Genomic DNA, 16,510 nt, shown 5'->3' on the forward strand with positions numbered 1-16,510 from the left:
TCGCGTATCAGAGCGCGTTGTAGTGCGTCAGCTTCGGCGCTCCTGCAAGCAGCGGCCCGAGATCGGTGATCGCACCTTCGCCCGCGCGGAACTTCCGGTATGCGGTGTCGTGCTCCTGCGACTGCCACTTCTCGACGACGACCCAGCGTGCCTCGTTCTTCTGGTCCACGAGGATCTCGATGCCGACGCACCCGTCGAACGCCCGGGTCTCGTCGAGGACGCGCGTCATGACCTTCTTCGCGTCGTCGAGCGCATCGGCCTTGAACTCGAGCTCCAGCAGTGCAGTGAGCGCCATGTTCTCCCTTTCGTAGAATGCGGTTTTCACGCTCTACATTTCCCGATCGCTCCGGGTCACGCAATAGGCCGGCCCGGCGCGAGGGAGAATCAGAACATGCTGTATCCGCCGTCGATGAGGGTCGTGCTTCCGGTCTGGAAACGCGACGCGTCGCTCGCCAGGTAGACGGCAATGCCCTCGAAGTCCTCGGGCGTGCCCCAGCGACCGAGCGGTACCCGGGAGATGACGTTGTTGTGGAAGACCTCGGAGTCCTGCAACTGCGCGGTCAGATCCGTCGCGATCCACCCCGGAAGGACACTGTTCACGCGGATACCGAACCGCGCGAACTCGACGGCGCACCCGTTGGCCATGGCCAGCACCGCGGCTTTGGTCGCACCGTACGCCTGATTGCGACCGGCACCCTGGAGCGCGCCGAGGCTCGACGTCACGATCATCGACCCACCGGTACCCTGCGCTACGAGAATCTTCGATGCCTCCCGCAACGTGAAGTATGCGCCGTCGACATTGGTCGCCATCACCTTCCGGTACAGCTCGGTCGACGATTCCGGGAACTTCTGCAGCGAACCGGTGATACCCGCGTTGGCGACGACGATATCGAGGCCACCGAGACCGTCGGCGGTGGCGACGACGCCGTCGATCACTGCTTGCTCGTCCGCCACGTCGACCGACCGGGTGCACACCGTCGTGCCGAAATCCGCGAGTTGGGCCGCCGCAGCCTCGAGCTTGTCGGGGCTGCGCCCCCAGAGCGCCACGTCGGCGCCGGCGCGCACAAGTCCGCGCGCCATGCCGAGCCCGAGACCGGCCGATCCGCCGGTCACCAGAGCCCTCTTACCGGTCAGATCGAACATGCCGCTCCCCATGGGTGACCTCGTTACTTGAACTCGGCGGCGATGTCGCGGCCGATGATTTCCTTCATGACCTCGGTGGTGCCGCCGTAGATGGTCTGGATGCGCGCGTCCCGGTAGGCGCGACCGATCGCGTACTCCATCATGAACCCGTAACCGCCGTGCAGCTGCACACCCCGGTCCACGACACGCTTCTGCAACTCGCTGGCCCACCACTTGGCCTTCGACGCATCGACCGCGGTGAGTTCCCCAGCGTTGAGCGCGAGAATGCACCGGTCGACGTGCGACTCGGTCACCTCGATCTCCGTGAGCATCTCCGCGAGCACAAATCGGGTGTTCTGCAGATCGCCGATCGGCTTTCCGAATGCCTTGCGCTCGAACACGTACTGCTTGGTCCACTCGTAGGCCGCGCGTGCCGAGGTGATGGCGCTGACGGCAATGCCGATCCGCTCGAGCGGCAGGTTCTCCATGAGGTGGATGAAGCCGCGCCCTTCGGTGCCGAGCAGGTTCTCGGCGGGTACGCGGGCGTCCTCGAACACCAGCTCGGCGGTGTCCTGCGCGGCGAGACCGACCTTGTCGAGTTTGCGTCCGCGGCTGAAGCCGGGAGTGTCGCGCTCGACCACGATGAGCGAGAACCCTTTCGACCCGGCACTCGGATCGGTGCGGCACACCACGATGACGAGGTCGGCGTGGATACCGTTGGTGATGAAGGTCTTCTGGCCGTTGATGATCCAGTCGTCGCCGTCGCGAACCGCGGTGGCCTTGACGCCCTGCAGGTCGGAACCGGCACCCGGTTCGGTCATCGCGATGGCACCGATGATCTCACCGGAGGCCATACGCGGCAGCCAGCGAGCCTTCTGCTCCTCGGTACCCAGGTGCAGCAGGTATGGGATGGCGATGTCGTCCTGCAGCGCCAGGGTCGCACCGAACGACGTGGTGTTCGTGCGGGCCGTCTCCTCCTGGACGATCTGACGGAACCGGTAGTCGGTGACACCGGACCCACCGAATTCTTCCGGAACTCCGAGGCCCAGGATGCCGGCCTTGCCGGCCGCCAGGTACACGGACCGGTCGATGAGCCGTTCCTCTTCCCAGCGTTCGTAGTTCGGTTCGACCTCGCGGGCGTAGAACTCACGCACCGTTTCCCGGTACGCCTCGTGATCACCTTCGAAATGGGTACGCTTCACAAATTCTCCTGGAAGTAGGCGCGCATCAGGCGTTCACGCGGTCGATCAGGCCCGCGAGACGCTCGGAGATCAGGGCTTCCGCGTCGGCGACGATGCGCTCGACGAGCTCACCTGCGGTGGGGATGTCGTGGATGATGCCCTGGACGGTGCCGACGGTCCAGATGCCGGCTTCCGGGTCGCCGTTCTCGTACACCAGGCGACCACGCGCACCGGCGACGAGTTCCTGCACATCGGGGAACTGTCCACCGCGGTCCAAGATCTCGACGACCTCACGGCTGACGCTGTTGCTGGCCACGCGCGCGGTGTTGCGGAGCGTACGGAAGATCAACTCGGTGTCGGTTTCCTTCGCCTCGACGATCGCTTCCTTGATCTTCTGGTGGATCGGCGATTCGACGGTGCACATGAAGCGGGTGCCCATGTTGATGCCGTCGGCACCGAGAGCGAGCGCGGCGACGAGACCGCGACCGTCACCGAAACCGCCCGAGGCGATCATCGGGATGCTGATCTGCTCTGCTGCTGCCGCGATGAGCACGAGACCCGGGATGTCGTCCTCACCGGGATGTCCGGCGCATTCGAACCCGTCGATGCTGATGCCGTCGACACCGACATCCTGTGCCTTGACGGCGTGGCGGACACTGGTGCACTTGTGCAGCACCTTGATTCCGGCGGCGTGGAAGTCGGGCAGGTGCGGCGCGGGATTGGATCCCGCGGTTTCGACGATCTTGATGCCGGAATCGATGATGACCCGGCGGTATTCGTCGTACGGCGGCGGCGTGATCGACGGCAGGATGGTGAGGTTGACACCGAACGGCTGGTCGGTGAGCTCACGGGTGCGGGCGATCTCCTTCGCGAGGTCTTCGGGCGTGGGCTGGGTGAGTGCGGTGATCATGCCGAGCGCACCTGCGTTGGCGACGGCGGCGACCAGTTCGGCGCGGCCGACCCACTGCATTCCGCCCTGCACGATGGGGTGACGAACTCCGAAGGTTTCGGTGAAAGCTGTGGACAGCACGAAAGATCTCCTCGCAGTGAGACGTTCAGGTGGTGGCGTGGTAGCCCACGATGCGCAGGGCGATCACGATGTAGCGGTCGGCGACCTGCGCCGGGGTGAGTGGTCCGTCGAGTTGGTACCAGCGGGCGATGGATTGCAGCATGCCGAGCATGGCCCGCACGGTCTCCTCTGCATCGTCGACGTCGAAGACTTCTGCCTCGGCTCCGTCACGGACGAGGTCGAGCATGATGAGTTCGAGGCGTTTCCGCGTGGCAGCGTAGGTGCGGCGGTTCTCGAAGGAGACGTGTCGCAGTTCGGAATCCAGTCCGGAACGCATGGCGCGGAACGTCATGTTGAGCACGATCGCCTCGACGGCATTGGAGAATCGGGCGACCGGGTCGGCGCCGCCGTCCGCGACCGCGGCCAGGACCCGGTCTATGAGGTCGACGACGGCGGCGTCGAGCAGGGTGACGAGAACGGCTTCCTTGTTCTCGAAGTGGTAATACAACGCGGGCACCGTCACGCCGACCCGGCGAGCCAGATCGCGAACAGTGGTGCCGTGGAAGCCGTTCTCGCTGAAGGCTTCCAACGCGTGCTCGAGGATGGGGTCGTACCGCAACGGTTCGAACACCCGCCACTGGGTGAACCCCGTCTCGGGCTGCGCGGTCATCGACCCCCTCCTCTCGCGTGTGCGTCGTGCGGTGTCTAGCGCGGTGCCATACGGATGGCGCCGTCGAGGCGGATGACCTCGCCGTTGAGCATCGGGTTCGACACGATGTGCGCGGCGAGAGCACCGTACTCGGCGGGGTCACCCAGGCGGGCGGGGTGCGGAACCTGCTGGCCGAGCGAGGCCTGTGCCTCTTCCGGGAGCGAACCGAGCAGCGGGGTCTTGAACAGGCCCGGAGCGATCGTCACGACGCGGATGAGCAGCGACGCGAGGTCGCGGGCGATCGGCAGGGTCATGCCGACGACGCCGCCCTTGGACGCGGAGTACGCGGCCTGACCGATCTGGCCGTCGAACGCAGCGACGGAGGCGGTGTTGATGATGACGCCGCGCTCGCCGTCGACCGGTTCGGTCTTCGAAATACGCTCGGCCGCCAGGCGGATCACGTTGAACGTGCCGATCAGGTTGACATCGATGACCTTCTTGAAACCATCGAGCGGGAACGCGCCCTTCTTGCTGACGGTCTTGACTGCGTTGCCGATGCCGGCGCAGTTCACCGCGACACGCAGCGGTCCGAGGGACTCGGCAAGATCGAGAGCCTCGACCACTGCTGCCTCGTCGGTGACGTCGGCCGGTGCGAAGCGCGCACGATCGCCGAGCTCCTTGGCGACGGCTTCACCGTTGGAGGAGGGGAGGTCGATGATGACGACGGTCGCACCGTCGGCGATCAGCGCCTTGGTGGTGGCGAGGCCGAGACCCGAGGCACCTCCGGTGACGACGGCAACGCTGTCATTGACGATCATTGAAATTCCTTCCGAATAGTGTTGTGTGTCAGATACGTTCGATGATGGTGGCGTTGGCCATGCCCGCGCCCTCACACATCGTCTGCAGACCGTAACGGCCGCCGGTGGCTTCGAGGTGGTTGACGAGCGTGCTCAGCAGACGGGTGCCCGACGAACCGAGCGCATGACCGAGCGCGATGGCGCCGCCCCACGGGTTGAGCTTGGCCGGGTCGGCGCCGAACTCGTGCGCCCACGCGAGCGGCACAGGAGCGAACGCTTCGTTGACCTCGTATGCGTCGATGTCGTCGATGCTCAGTCCCGCCTTGGCGAGAACCTTCTGCGTGGCCGGGATCGGCGCGGTGAGCATGAAGACCGGGTCGTCGCCGGCGACGGAGAACGAGTGGAAGCGGGCACGAGGGGTGAGACCGAGCTTGCTGGCGAGCTCCTCACTCATGATCAGTGCCGCGGAGGCACCGTCGGTGAGCGGCGACGAGTTGCCGGGGGTGATGATCCACTGCGCCTCGGGGAATCGGGCGGCGTATTCCTCGGTGTAGAACGACGGCTTCAGGCCGGCGAGTCCTTCTGCGGTGGTGGCGGCGCGCACGGTCTCGTCGACCGTGTGCTGCACCTGTTCGCCCGCTGCGTCGGTGACCTCGATCGGGACGATCTCCTTGTCGAAGTGTCCCGCGGCAATGGCGGCAGCGGCGCGCTGATGCGACTGCGCGGAGAACGCATCGAGCGCGTCACGGTCGAACTTCCACTTCGCCGAGATCAGCTCGGCGGAGATGCCCTGGTTGACCAGGCCCTCCGGGTAGCGGGCGCGGATGCTCGGACCGTGCGTGTCCTTGCCCATCGACGAGGTGCCCATCGGGATGCGGCTCATGGATTCGACGCCGCACGCGATAACCATGTCGTACGCGCCGGCGATGATGCCCTGCGCTGCGAAGTGGGCCGCCTGCTGGCTCGAACCGCACTGACGGTCGATGGTGGTGGCGGGCACGGATTCGGGGAAGCCCGCCGCGAGAAGCGCGGTGCGGGAGATGTTGAGTGCCTGTTCGGAGGCCTGGTTGACACAACCGCCGATGACGTCGTCGACCTGAGCGGGGTCGATGCCGTTGCGCTCGACGAGCGAGCGCAGCACGTGCGCGAGCAGTTCGACGGGATGGGTACCCGAAAGAGCCCCTCCGGGTTTGCCCTTGCCGACCGCGGTGCGGACGACGTCGACGATGACTGCATTGGTCATGGTGACTCCTGATGTTCGAACGGGACGGTCGTCGGAACGACCCGATGCCCCGGGAGCGGTTGGTGCGACCCGATGTCACAGGAGCGATCGCTGCGACACCGGGCCGGGATCCTGGGTCAGCGGCCCTTCCACACGGGCTGCCGCTTCTGGGCGAACGCGGTGGGGCCTTCGATGGCGTCCTCGCTGCTGAAGACGACCTTCAGGGCTTCGACGTTCGCGTTCCACGCCGCGTCCTCCCAGTCGGGGAGGTTCGCGGTGCGGTAGATCATCGATTTCGATTCGCGCACCGACAGCGGCGCGTTGGCTGCGATGGTCTCGGCGATCTCGAGTGCGACGTCGAGGGCGGTGCCGGCGGGAGCGACCCGGTTGACCAGGCCGTATTCCTTCCCCTGTGCGGCGGAGATGGGTTCGCCGGTGAGGGCGAGTTCGAGGGCGAGCTTGCGGGGGATCTGCTGCTGCAGGCGGATCACTCCGCCGGCCGCGGCGAACAGTCCGCGCTTGACCTCGGGCAGTCCGAGCTTGGCCTCCTCGTCGACCACGGCGAGGTCGCTGGCGAGGACGAGTTCGGTTCCGCCACCGAGCGCGAATCCGTTGACGGCCGCGATCGTGGGCTTGCTGATCCAGTGCTGTGCGTATCCGGCGAAGCCCCATTCGGGGTGTCCGTCCGCGGAGGTGTTCTCCCCTGCCGCGATGGCCTTGAGGTCGGCACCCGCGCAGAACGCGCGTCCGGATCCGGTGATCACGATGACGCGGACGTCGTCGTCGTTCTCTGCCTGCTCGAGCAGCGTGCCGACTGCCGTCGACAACGCACCGTTGACCGCATTGAGCGCCTTGGGCCGGTTGAGCGTGATGATCGCGACCCCGCCACGCTGTTCGTACAGTGCCGCGGGTTCGGTAGCGGTCGTGTCGTCGGCCATGCGTGCCCCTTCGAATCCGGAATCTGTTACTTATCGATCGCTAAAGGATTACCACGGAACGATCGCTCGGTCAACAGCAAGTTTTATCTAGCGCCCGATCAGTTTCGTCTGGTAATGATTGGCCGTGAGCCCGGATACCGATTTCGGCCACCACACGGCGGGAGACCCATGCAGGCTGCACAGTTGACCCAGAACACCGGTCCTGACGGTGTACACACCGTCGACATTCCGGAACCCACCCCAGGCCCCGGCGATGTTGTCGTCGACCTCCACGCAGCAGGCGTCTCGTTTCCCGATCTCCTCCAGACCAGCGGCGGTTACCAGGTGGTCCGCCCCCTCCCCTGCGTCCTCGGGTCCGAAGGCGCCGGGATCGTCCGTTCCGCGCCCGAGGGCAGCGGGTTCGTCCCCGGCCAACGGGTCGCCGTACTCGCCCACGGCGGTACATGGCAACAGACGGTCGCCGTCGACCCCCGGTCGGTGTTCGCACTCCCGGATCACGTGTCACTCACGGCCGCAGCCGGCATGCCACTGAACTACCTGACTGTGCATTTCGCCCTCGACGAGCGCGCACGCTACCGCCCCGGCGAGACCGTGTTGGTCCACGGCGCCGCAGGCGGCGTCGGCGTCGCAGCACTCAATGTCGCCGCGGCACTGGGTCTCGAGACGATTGCCGTCGTGAGCACCGACGCGAAGGCCGAGGTCGCCGAGGCCAACGGAGCGACCCACGTCATCCGTGTCGACGGATTCAAGGACAAGGCCCTCGAACTCACCGGCGGACGAGGCGTCGACATCGTGCTCGACCCCGTCGGCGGCGACCGGTTCACCGACAGCCTCCGCAGCCTCGCCCCGGGCGGTCGCGCCGTGGTGCTCGGCTTCACCGGCGGCGAGATCCCGACCGTGAAGGTCAATCGACTTCTACTCCAGAATATTTCGGTGGTCGGAGCCGGATGGGGCGAACACATTCGCATGCTTCCCGACTATCCCGCTCAGCAGTGGAGCGTGCTCGAGCCGCTGCTGAGGTCGGGCGCCCTGCAGGTCCCCGAACCCACCGCCCACCCCCTGGCCGAGGCTGCGGATGCGCTGCACTCACTCGCAACCCGCTCGGCGACAGGCAAAGTCGCACTCTCACTTCGCTCGTGACCCCCACCGAAAGAAGTTCAATGACCGAGAATCAGCACAACGATCTGCCCGGCGTCGACGTCGACGTGACCGACGGCGTCCTGCGCGTGACGATCAACAGGCCGGCGCGCATGAACGCCGTGCAGGCGGTCACGCTCACCACCATCGGCGATGCCTTCGAGAAGTACGCGGACGACGACTCCATCCGCGTCGCCATCCTCACCGGCACGGGCCGGGCGTTCTGCTCGGGCGCCGATATCGCCGGTCGCGACCTGTCCGCACCGCCGAGCAGCGAGACCATCGATGCCGGCAACCGGCTCGCCGCACTGCTCCGCGCGTTCCCGCGGCCCGTCATCGGTGCCGTGAACGGTGCCGCAGCCGGAATCGGGGTGTCGCTGGCACTGTCGTGCGACCTCACCGTCGCGAAGGAGTCCTCCTATTTCCTCCTCGCATTCACCAAGATCGGCCTGATGCCCGACGGCGGTGCCACAGCTCTGGTCGCCGCGTCGGTCGGGCGCGCCCGCGCCCTGAAGTTGGCGTTGCTCGCCGAGCGCCTTCCCGCCCCCGAGGCGCTCGCAGCGGGACTCATCGCCGACACCTTCCCGGACGACGAATTCGACAGCAAGGTCGAGGAACTCGCGAAGCGACTCGCGGACGGCCCGACCCCTGCGTTCGCATCCACCAAGCATGCCATCAACGACGCGACGCTCACCGAGCTCGACAACGCCTTCACCCGCGAATGGAACGGGCAGATGAAGTTGCTTGCCGGTCCGGATTTCAAGGAAGGCGTTTCCGCGTTCCAGGAGAAGCGGCCCGCGAATTTCCGCGCGCACTGAGCACTCCACGGACCGTTGTCGTCGCCGACGACAACGGTCCGTCACGTGCGGTGCGAAGCCCCGACCATCTTGAGCGCGATCTTCACGTACTTCTTCGCAACTTCCGGCGGACTCAGCGTGCCCTCGGAGTGGTACCACCGCGGAATCGATTGGCACATCCCCAGCAGGGCACGGGTGGTCTCGGCCGAATCCTCGACGTCGAACGCTCCCGACTCGGTTCCTTCTTCGACGATCTGCCGCACGATCTGTTCGATCCCCTTGCGAACCGCGCGGTATCGCTGACGATTCTCCGGGCTCAGGTATCGTGCCTCACCTTCGAGCGCGGCGAGGCGCGCGCGCATCGTCATCCGCAGCACGATCGCTTCGATGACATTCGACAGGCGCTGCACCGGGTCGGCACCACCGTCGGTGTCGGCTGCGTGCGAGCGCCAGAGCACGTCGCTCGTGGACAACTCGAGCAGCGCGATGAGCAGACCCTCTTTGTTCTCGTGGTGGTAGTACAACGCGGGCACCGTCACGCCGACTCGCCGCGCGATCTCACGCACGGACGTGCCGTGGAAGCCGGTTTCGTAGAACGCGTCGAGACTCGCCGACAGGATCGGAGTGAGCTCCATCGGCTCGAGAGTCCGCCAGTCCGCGGCGACCGCCTCTTCCGCGGCGACTGTGTCGTCGGTGGAACTCCCCATGAACGTATCCAACCTATCGATCGCTATGCCCGGACGGCTCGAGGATACCTGTGCCGACGTGCGAACATGAACAACCGTCGAGCACCTCACGCGACCTGACCGGTCGAACCGCGCACCACCAGATGCGTCGGCAGCACGAGCGAGTCCGGCTCGGCGACCCGCTCGTAGGCGAGTCGACCCAACATCTCGATCGCCTGCGCGCCGGCGTCCGCGGTGCGTTCCGCGAGCGTGGTGAGGGTGGGAGTGCAGATCGCAGACCCGAACATGTCGTCGAATCCGACCACGCTCACCTGCTCCGGCACGGAGACGCCGCGCTCCTGCAACCTGCGCAGGACCCCGATCGCGAGCATGTCGTTGTGGCAGATCACCGCGGTGGCGCCCGCGGCGAGTGCCGCATCCGCAGCGGCCGGACCGCCACTGAGTGTCGGGGAGTACGGCCCGAACCGCCGGACCTGCATCTGATGCAGTTCCGCCGCGGCCTGCAGACCCGCCCAGCGCCGCGCACCCGACCACGATTCCGGCGGCCCGCCCAGCACGAGGAGCGACCGGTGGCCGAGGGACGCGAGGTGGTCGACGATCTGGCGGGTCCCGGACGCGTAGTCGGCGACGACGCACGAAACACCGCGAGTGGCCCGGTTGACCAGGGTGACCGCATTCAGGTCGGCCGCCTTGCGGAGGTCGTCGTCAGGCAATCGGGATGCGGCCAGGACGAAGCCGTCCACTGCCGGACCGAGCCGCTTCACCAGGTGCTGTTCGGTGGCGGCGCTTTCCTTGGTATTGCCGATGACGAGCGTGCGGCCGGCCGCCGCAGCCGAGCGCTCCGCCCCGTTGATGATGCCCGCGAAGTACGGGTTCGTGATGTCCGGGACCAGCAGGGCGAAGGTGTTGGTTCGGCCCGATTCGAGAGCGCGCGCCATCGGATTGGGGGTGTAGCCGAGTTCGGCGGCGATCTCCAGGACGTGTTCCCGAGTGGTGACGTTGACCCTGTCCGGGTTCGTGAACGAGCGCGACACCGTGGACGCAGCCACACCCGCGGCGCGGGCGACATCGGTGATGGTGGCCCGCTTACGGGGAGACACACGTCTGGGCTCAGGGGACATAAGATCAGTATGGCAAATAATGGCAAACGTTTGTCATGTGATGACCGCCACCCTTACCGTCGATTGCACCGACAATTGATGTAGCAATCCCGAAGGGCTATCCCATGGCAGAAACGACCACCGTGCAGCGCACGCCGCGCAAGGCGGCGTTGGCAGCGTGGAGTGGCAGTGCTCTCGAGTACTACGACCTCGCGATCTACGGCACAGCCGCCGCACTCGTCTTCCCCACCATCTTCTTCCCCGAAGGCAACCAGGCCGTCGCCACCGTCGCGTCCCTCGCCACCTTCGGTGTTGCATACGTCGCCCGACCGTTCGGCTCGTTCCTGATGGGCCACATCGGCGACCGATTCGGCCGCAAGCAGATCCTCATCGGCACGCTCCTGCTGATGGGCGTCTCGACCTTCCTCATCGGCTGTCTCCCGAGCTACGACAAGGTCGGCATGCTCGCGCCGATCCTTCTCGTCACGCTCCGACTCCTCCAGGGTCTGTCGGCCGCGGGCGAGCAGGCCGGCGCCAACTCGATGTCGTTCGAGCATGCTCCTGACGACCGGCGCGGCTTCTTCACCAGCTGGACACTCAGCGGCACCCAGGGCGGCCAGGTCCTCGCACCACTGGTGTTCCTGCCTGTCATCGCACTGCTGTCGGACGAACAGCTGCATTCATGGGGCTGGCGAATCCCGTTCTGGATCAGCGCCGCGCTCCTGGTCGTCGGGTTCATCATCCGCCGTTCCCTCGACGAAACCCCCGAATTCCACGCCGAGAAGAAGAGTGCCGAGGTGCCGCCCGCTCCGCTCGCACTGCTGTTCCGCCATCACTGGCGCGGTGTACTGCGCGTCTTCTTCGCCTCGTTCATCGCAATGGTCAACACTGTCTTCCAGGTCTTCGCTCTGAACTTCGCGACCTCCGACGAATACGGCATCGGCATCAGTTCGACCACCATGCTGTGGCTCGCGATCGTCGCCAACGTCATCGCGGTGGGCACGATCCCGCTCTGGGCCTCACTGTCCGACCGGGTCGGCCGCAAACCCGTGTTCGTCTCCGGCCTGATCGGAACCGCCGTAATGGTGACCGTATTCTTGTGGTCGATCTCCACCGGCAATGTCGCGCTCGTGCTGATCACCGGCATCCTGTTGGCCGGCATCATCTACAGCATGCCGAACGCCTGCTGGCCCTCGACATACGCCGAGTACTTCCCCACCAGCGTCCGGCTCTCCGGGATGGCCATCGGAACTCAGTTCGGGTTCGCCCTCGCCGGATTCACCCCCGCCATCGCCGGTGCCCTGATGGGCGGCAACGCCGACAACTGGTACCGCGTAGCACTGTTCGCATTCGGTGCCGTACTGATCTCGCTGATCGCAGTCCTGTCCGGCCCGAAGGCCACCCACAAGGTGCTCACTCGCGACCTCGGGCAAACCCACACCACCGACGAGGTCACCCGCGTCCCGGCCGGAGTCGCAGGATGACCGGCCGCCCCACCTTCACAGTGCTCAACGGACCCAATCTCAATCTGCTGGGCAAGCGCGAACCCGCGCTCTACGGCACCGCCACCCTCGCCGATGTCGAAGCGCTCTGCGCACGGGTCGCCGACGAACTCGGTTACGACCTCGACTTCCGGCAGTCCAACCACGAAGGCGACCTGATCGACTTCGTCCACGAGGTGCGCGAGACCACCTCCGGGTTCGTCGTCAACGCCGGCGCGTACACCCACACTTCGGCTGCACTACACGATGCGCTGGTCACCGTAGCCGCGCCGATCATCGAGGTCCATCTGACCAACGTCCATGCACGCGAACCCTTCCGGCACCACTCGTACGTCACACCGGTCGCGCAGGCCGTCATCGCCGGCTGCGGCGCTTCCGGCTACGAATTCGCCATCCGCCGCCTTGCCTCGCTCGACATCAACCGGGAGATCCACCGTGTCCACCGATAACACCGATCGCACCTCGTTCGTACTCGGTCTCGTGGGTGCCGGAATCAGCGGGTCGCTCACCCCAGCCATGCAGGAACGGGAAGGCCTCGAATCCGGATTCAATCTGACCTACCGGCGGCTCGACGCCGAAAAGATCGGGTTCGGCGCCGATGACCTTACAGAAATACTCTCCTGGGCAAAGTATTTCGGATTCGACGGACTCAACATCACTCACCCGTTCAAACAGCGCGTGATCCCACTACTCGACGAACTCTCCGACGACGCCCGCGATCTCGGCGCGGTCAATACCGTCGTCTTCCGCGATGGCAGAGCACTCGGCCGCAACACAGACTGGTCCGGCTGGGGCCGTGCTTTCCGCCGCCGGCTCCCCGAGGCCGTCACCGACACGGCCGTGCTCGTGGGCGCAGGTGGCGCCGGAGCCGCAGTAGGCTACGCCCTCCTCGACCAGGGATCCGCACACGTGTCGATCATCGATACGGACACGCAGAAAGCGAAGGACTGCGCGACCCGGCTGGCAAAGCGATTCGGCGACGAGCGTGTCTCCGCAACAGACGATCTCGCTGGAGCCCTGCGCGACGCGCAAGGTCTCGTCAACGCGACCCCGACGGGCATGACCGGGCACCCGGGACTGCCTGTGCCCGCCGATCTCGTCCGCGACGACCTGTGGGTCTCCGACGTCGTCTACTTCCCGCTCGAGACCGAACTGATCCGGCTCGCGCGCTCGCGCGGCTGCCGCGTCGTGCCCGGCGGTGGCATGGCGGTGTTCCAGGCGGTCGGCGCGTTCGAGTACTTCACCGGCCGCGCCCCTGACGCCGAGCGGATGGTGCGGCACTTCGAGGAGCTGACCAGCTGATGCACAACAGTCGCATACGGAAGGGCATCGCAACCGTCTCACTGTCCGGCGTGCTCAGCGACAAGCTCGAGGCCATCGCCGCCGCAGGATTCGACGGGATCGAGATCTTCGACAACGATCTCGTCGCATCGCCGCTCTCACCACGCGAAGTGGCTACCCACTGCTCCGAGCTCGGCCTGTCGATCGACCTGTTCCAGCCGGTACGAGACATCGAAGGTGTTGCTCCCGAACGATTCCCCGCGGTGCTGCACCGTGTGCGACGCAAGCTCGAGGTGATGACGGAACTCGGGGCCACCGTGTTCCTCGCATGTTCCAACGCTCTGCCCGACGCCATCGACGACACCGATCTGTCGGCCGAGCAGCTGCACGCCGTCGGAGACCTCGCCGCGTCCTACGGTGTCACCGTCGCCTTCGAAGCGCTGGCGTGGGGACGACACATCGATCGGGTCGGTCAGGCATGGGCGGTCGTCGAACAAGCCGACCACCCGGCGATCACCCTGGCCGTCGACACGTTCCACATGCTGGCAAGGGGCGACGACGGCGCCGCACTCGCCGGTATCCCCGGCGACCGGATCGGTTTCCTGCAGGTCGCGGATGCGCCCGTGCTGGACATGAACGTGCTCGAGTGGAGCAGGCATTTCCGGTGCTTCCCGGGCCAGGGCACCCTGGACGTCGCCGGCGTCGTCGCCGCGGTACTCGAATCCGGATACACCGGCCCGGTGTCGCTGGAGATCTTCAGCGACGTGGTGCGCGAGGCCGATCCGTTCGTGACCGCGCGCGACGCGATGCGATCGCTGGTCTTCCTCGAAGATCAGCTCGGTGAGCGCCTGTCCGGACCGGCCCGCGAAAAGATCTCCGCTGCTCCGCCCGTACCGCAGCGCACCGATGTCGCGTTCGTCGAGTTGGCGGCACCGGCCGGCTCCGCCTATGCCGAACTGCTGACCGGACTGGGCTTCCACATCGCGGGGCGGCATCGCAGCAAGCCGGTGGTCCGGTGGAGTAACGGTGGCGCCGACGTTGTGCTCAACGAGCAACCCGCGCCGGGACCGGCCGCCACCGCCCTGGGGCTCGTCGCACCACCCGTGTCCGACGTCGCGGAACGCGCCGCCGCTCTGCTGTGGCCCGCGGTCGACCGCACGCGCGGGGCAGGTGAAGCAGATCTGCCGGGCATCACGTCGCCCTCCGGGTTGCACGTGTTCGTCAGTTCGGAGCCCGGAGACGCCGACGACTGGCGCACCGATTTCGTCCCGTCCACCGACGCTGCGCAGGAGCACGGCTGGCTCGGTCTCGACCACGTCGACATGACCGTCCCCGCCGACGAGCTCAACCAGGAGCTGTCGTTCTTCCGCACCCTGTTCGGACTCGAACCGGAAGCTCCCGAGGAGTACATCCAGCCGCAGGGCCGGTTACGGATCCGCGCGCTGCGCGCACGCAAGGGAAATCTTCGCGTCGCACTCAACGTCTCCGAGACCGGTCCGGATGTTCCGCAGCGACACGGTATCTCGCAGCTGGCATTCGCGACGGCCGATGTCGTCGCCGAAGTCCGCCGCGCGCGATCACGGGGTGTCGAGTTCCTGACGCCCCCAGAGAACTACTACGTCGACCTCGACGCGCGATTCATTCTCGAGCCCGGTCTGCTGGACACGTTGCGCGAGCACGGACTGCTGTACGACCGGGTCGGCGACGGCGAACTGCTCCACGCCTACACCCTGCCCGTCCCCGGCGGGTTCCAGGTCGAACTGCTCGAGCGGCGCTGCGGTTACGACGGATACGGCGCGTCGAACACGCACGTCCGGCTGGCCGCTCCCCGCTGATACCGCCCCACCATCAGCGGGCAGCGAGGTCTTCTTCGCGCGCATCCGCCTTGTGCCAGCTGTCTTCGAGAGCACGCGGCCTGCAGGCCTGGTAGCCACCGGTGACCAGCACGACGACCGCGAGAGTCAGAAGAGCGAACGACGCCGTCCATCCCGACGTGGCGTCGTGGAGGACACCGAACAGGAGGGGGCCTGTGCACGCGACGGCGTAGCCCACGCCCTGAGTGAATCCTGAGAGAGCGGAGGAGCCGGCCTGGGTGCGGGTACGCAGGTTGATCAGGGTCAGCGCCATCGGGAAGGTACTGGGCCCCAGGCCGAGCAGCACGATCCACAGGATGGGCACGCTCATCGGCGCAACCCACAGTCCGGCGAATCCGACGAGCATGCAGGCCGCGCACGCGAGTACCGCGGGGAACGGGTTGTTCATCCGGGCGCACATCGTCGGGCCCCCGAATGCGCCGACGAGGCCCATCAGCGAGAACAATCCGACCATCGCGCCACCGAAAGCAGGGCTCGCACCCGCATCACCCAGGATGTCGGGGATCCAGGTGAACATCGAGTAGGTGACCAGCGAGGTCATGCCGAACATTCCGGCCATTCCCCACCCCACGGCCGATCGCCATACCTGACCGTGCACCTGCGGCGCCGCTCCGGTCTGCTCCTCCGCGGCCGCCCCGCGCCGACGGGCAAGAATTGCGATCCAGGGCACTGCCGCAGCGAAACCGAAGACCGCCCAGATTCCGATCGACACGCGCCACCCGTAGGCATCGGCGAGCGGCACCGCCGCAAACGCCGGCGCGATGGTTCCCAACTGGACGCCGACGATGTACACCGAACTCACCAACGCCAGGCGGTCGGAGAAATACCGCTTCACCAGCGGCGGAATGACGACATTGCCGATTCCCATCCCGCCGAGCGCCAGGGCGGAGAGCGCGAGCAGCGACCACGTCTCGTCCATGAACGCCCGAGCCGCCATGCCGACTCCGGCCATGAGCATCGCGACCAGGGCGGTCCGCTCGAGCCCCCACCGTCGGGCCAGGGACGGCGTGGCAATCCCGAACAGCGCGAACATGGCGGTCGGCACCATGCCGAACACACCCACGATCGTCGGCGAGAAGCCGATGTCCTCTCGAATCTGGCTTGCCAGCGGACTGAATGAGGTGACGGCAAGCCGGAGCACGAGCGCAGACATCGCGATCGCACAGAAGACAAGAAGACGGCCGCGTAGAAGACTCACGCCAGAAATCATAGGAT

The 16,510-nt window shown here is 66.4% G+C and carries 17 protein-coding genes; 6 read left to right on the plus strand and 11 right to left on the minus strand.

Features of this window, described 5'->3' with window-relative positions:
* Window positions 1-7: 7 nt before the first annotated feature.
* The 8 genes from EV641_RS14930 to EV641_RS14965 form a co-directional block, all read right to left on the minus strand.
* Window positions 8-295 carry an antibiotic biosynthesis monooxygenase gene (locus EV641_RS14930; RefSeq protein WP_132472662.1) on the minus strand — a complete coding sequence of 96 codons (288 nt, stop codon included), beginning with the start codon at window positions 293-295 and terminating at the stop codon, window positions 8-10.
* Between the two features lie 89 nt (window positions 296-384).
* Window positions 385-1,143 (minus strand): SDR family NAD(P)-dependent oxidoreductase, encoded by a 759-nt coding sequence (locus tag EV641_RS14935; protein WP_132472664.1) that lies wholly within the window; start codon window positions 1,141-1,143, stop codon window positions 385-387.
* Window positions 1,144-1,166: 23 nt separating this feature from the next.
* On the minus strand, window positions 1,167-2,324 hold the full coding sequence (locus EV641_RS14940) for an acyl-CoA dehydrogenase family protein (RefSeq protein ID WP_054717108.1): 1,158 nt from the start codon (window positions 2,322-2,324) through the stop codon (window positions 1,167-1,169).
* Between the two features lie 25 nt (window positions 2,325-2,349).
* Window positions 2,350-3,333: a nitronate monooxygenase gene (locus EV641_RS14945; RefSeq protein ID WP_132472667.1), complete on the minus strand. Its 984-nt coding sequence runs from the start codon at window positions 3,331-3,333 to the stop codon at window positions 2,350-2,352.
* Between the two features lie 25 nt (window positions 3,334-3,358).
* Window positions 3,359-3,982: a TetR/AcrR family transcriptional regulator gene (locus EV641_RS14950; RefSeq protein ID WP_054717102.1), complete on the minus strand. Its 624-nt coding sequence runs from the start codon at window positions 3,980-3,982 to the stop codon at window positions 3,359-3,361.
* Window positions 3,983-4,017: 35 nt separating this feature from the next.
* Window positions 4,018-4,779: a 3-hydroxyacyl-CoA dehydrogenase gene (locus tag EV641_RS14955; RefSeq protein ID WP_132472669.1), complete on the minus strand. Its 762-nt coding sequence runs from the start codon at window positions 4,777-4,779 to the stop codon at window positions 4,018-4,020.
* A gap of 28 nt (window positions 4,780-4,807) precedes the next feature.
* Window positions 4,808-6,001 carry a thiolase family protein gene (locus EV641_RS14960; RefSeq protein ID WP_132472671.1) on the minus strand — a complete coding sequence of 398 codons (1,194 nt, stop codon included), beginning with the start codon at window positions 5,999-6,001 and terminating at the stop codon, window positions 4,808-4,810.
* A gap of 116 nt (window positions 6,002-6,117) precedes the next feature.
* Window positions 6,118-6,918: a crotonase/enoyl-CoA hydratase family protein gene (locus EV641_RS14965; protein ID WP_132472673.1), complete on the minus strand. Its 801-nt coding sequence runs from the start codon at window positions 6,916-6,918 to the stop codon at window positions 6,118-6,120.
* Window positions 6,919-7,086: 168 nt separating this feature from the next.
* Here EV641_RS14965 and EV641_RS14970 point away from each other — a divergent pair, with 168 nt between their 5' ends.
* Both EV641_RS14970 and EV641_RS14975 read left to right on the plus strand, forming a co-directional pair.
* Window positions 7,087-8,058, plus strand: a complete 972-nt coding sequence (locus EV641_RS14970) for an NADPH:quinone oxidoreductase family protein (RefSeq protein ID WP_132472675.1) — start codon at window positions 7,087-7,089, stop codon at window positions 8,056-8,058.
* Window positions 8,059-8,078: 20 nt separating this feature from the next.
* Complete coding sequence (locus tag EV641_RS14975; RefSeq protein WP_132472677.1) at window positions 8,079-8,873, plus strand: enoyl-CoA hydratase; 795 nt, start codon at window positions 8,079-8,081, stop codon at window positions 8,871-8,873.
* Between the two features lie 41 nt (window positions 8,874-8,914).
* Here the strand turns inward: EV641_RS14975 and EV641_RS14980 are convergent, their stop codons facing one another.
* Entirely contained in the window at window positions 8,915-9,559 is a 645-nt protein-coding gene (locus EV641_RS14980) for a TetR/AcrR family transcriptional regulator (RefSeq protein ID WP_132472679.1), read from the minus strand.
* Between the two features lie 86 nt (window positions 9,560-9,645).
* Window positions 9,646-10,659 carry a LacI family DNA-binding transcriptional regulator gene (locus tag EV641_RS14985; RefSeq protein WP_132472681.1) on the minus strand — a complete coding sequence of 338 codons (1,014 nt, stop codon included), beginning with the start codon at window positions 10,657-10,659 and terminating at the stop codon, window positions 9,646-9,648.
* Window positions 10,660-10,763: 104 nt separating this feature from the next.
* On the opposite strand from EV641_RS14985, the gene EV641_RS14990 reads away from it, so the two are divergent.
* Genes EV641_RS14990 through EV641_RS15005 form a run of 4 tightly spaced genes read left to right on the plus strand, consistent with a single transcriptional unit; the run spans window position 10,764 to window position 15,256 of the window.
* Window positions 10,764-12,122, plus strand: coding sequence for an MFS transporter (locus tag EV641_RS14990; protein WP_132472683.1), 1,359 nt, complete (start codon window positions 10,764-10,766; stop codon window positions 12,120-12,122).
* Entirely contained in the window at window positions 12,119-12,589 is a 471-nt protein-coding gene (gene aroQ / locus EV641_RS14995; protein ID WP_132472685.1) for a type II 3-dehydroquinate dehydratase, read from the plus strand. Before EV641_RS14990 ends, aroQ begins: the two co-directional genes overlap by 4 nt.
* The gene (locus EV641_RS15000; RefSeq protein ID WP_132472687.1) at window positions 12,576-13,442 is read left to right on the plus strand and encodes a shikimate dehydrogenase; all 867 of its coding nucleotides are present in this window, start codon (window positions 12,576-12,578) and stop codon (window positions 13,440-13,442) included. Before aroQ ends, EV641_RS15000 begins: the two co-directional genes overlap by 14 nt.
* A complete protein-coding gene (locus tag EV641_RS15005; RefSeq protein ID WP_241997242.1) occupies window positions 13,442-15,256 on the plus strand; it encodes a sugar phosphate isomerase/epimerase and 4-hydroxyphenylpyruvate domain-containing protein in 1,815 nt (604 codons plus the stop codon). Before EV641_RS15000 ends, EV641_RS15005 begins: the two co-directional genes overlap by 1 nt.
* Window positions 15,257-15,269: 13 nt before the next feature.
* On the opposite strand, the gene EV641_RS15010 is transcribed toward EV641_RS15005, so the two are convergent.
* Window positions 15,270-16,505, minus strand: coding sequence for an MFS transporter (locus tag EV641_RS15010; RefSeq protein WP_054716175.1), 1,236 nt, complete (start codon window positions 16,503-16,505; stop codon window positions 15,270-15,272).
* Window positions 16,506-16,510 lie beyond the last annotated feature (5 nt).

The organism is Rhodococcus sp. SMB37 (genome assembly GCF_004345605.1).
Lineage (GTDB): Bacteria > Actinomycetota > Actinomycetes > Mycobacteriales > Mycobacteriaceae > Rhodococcus.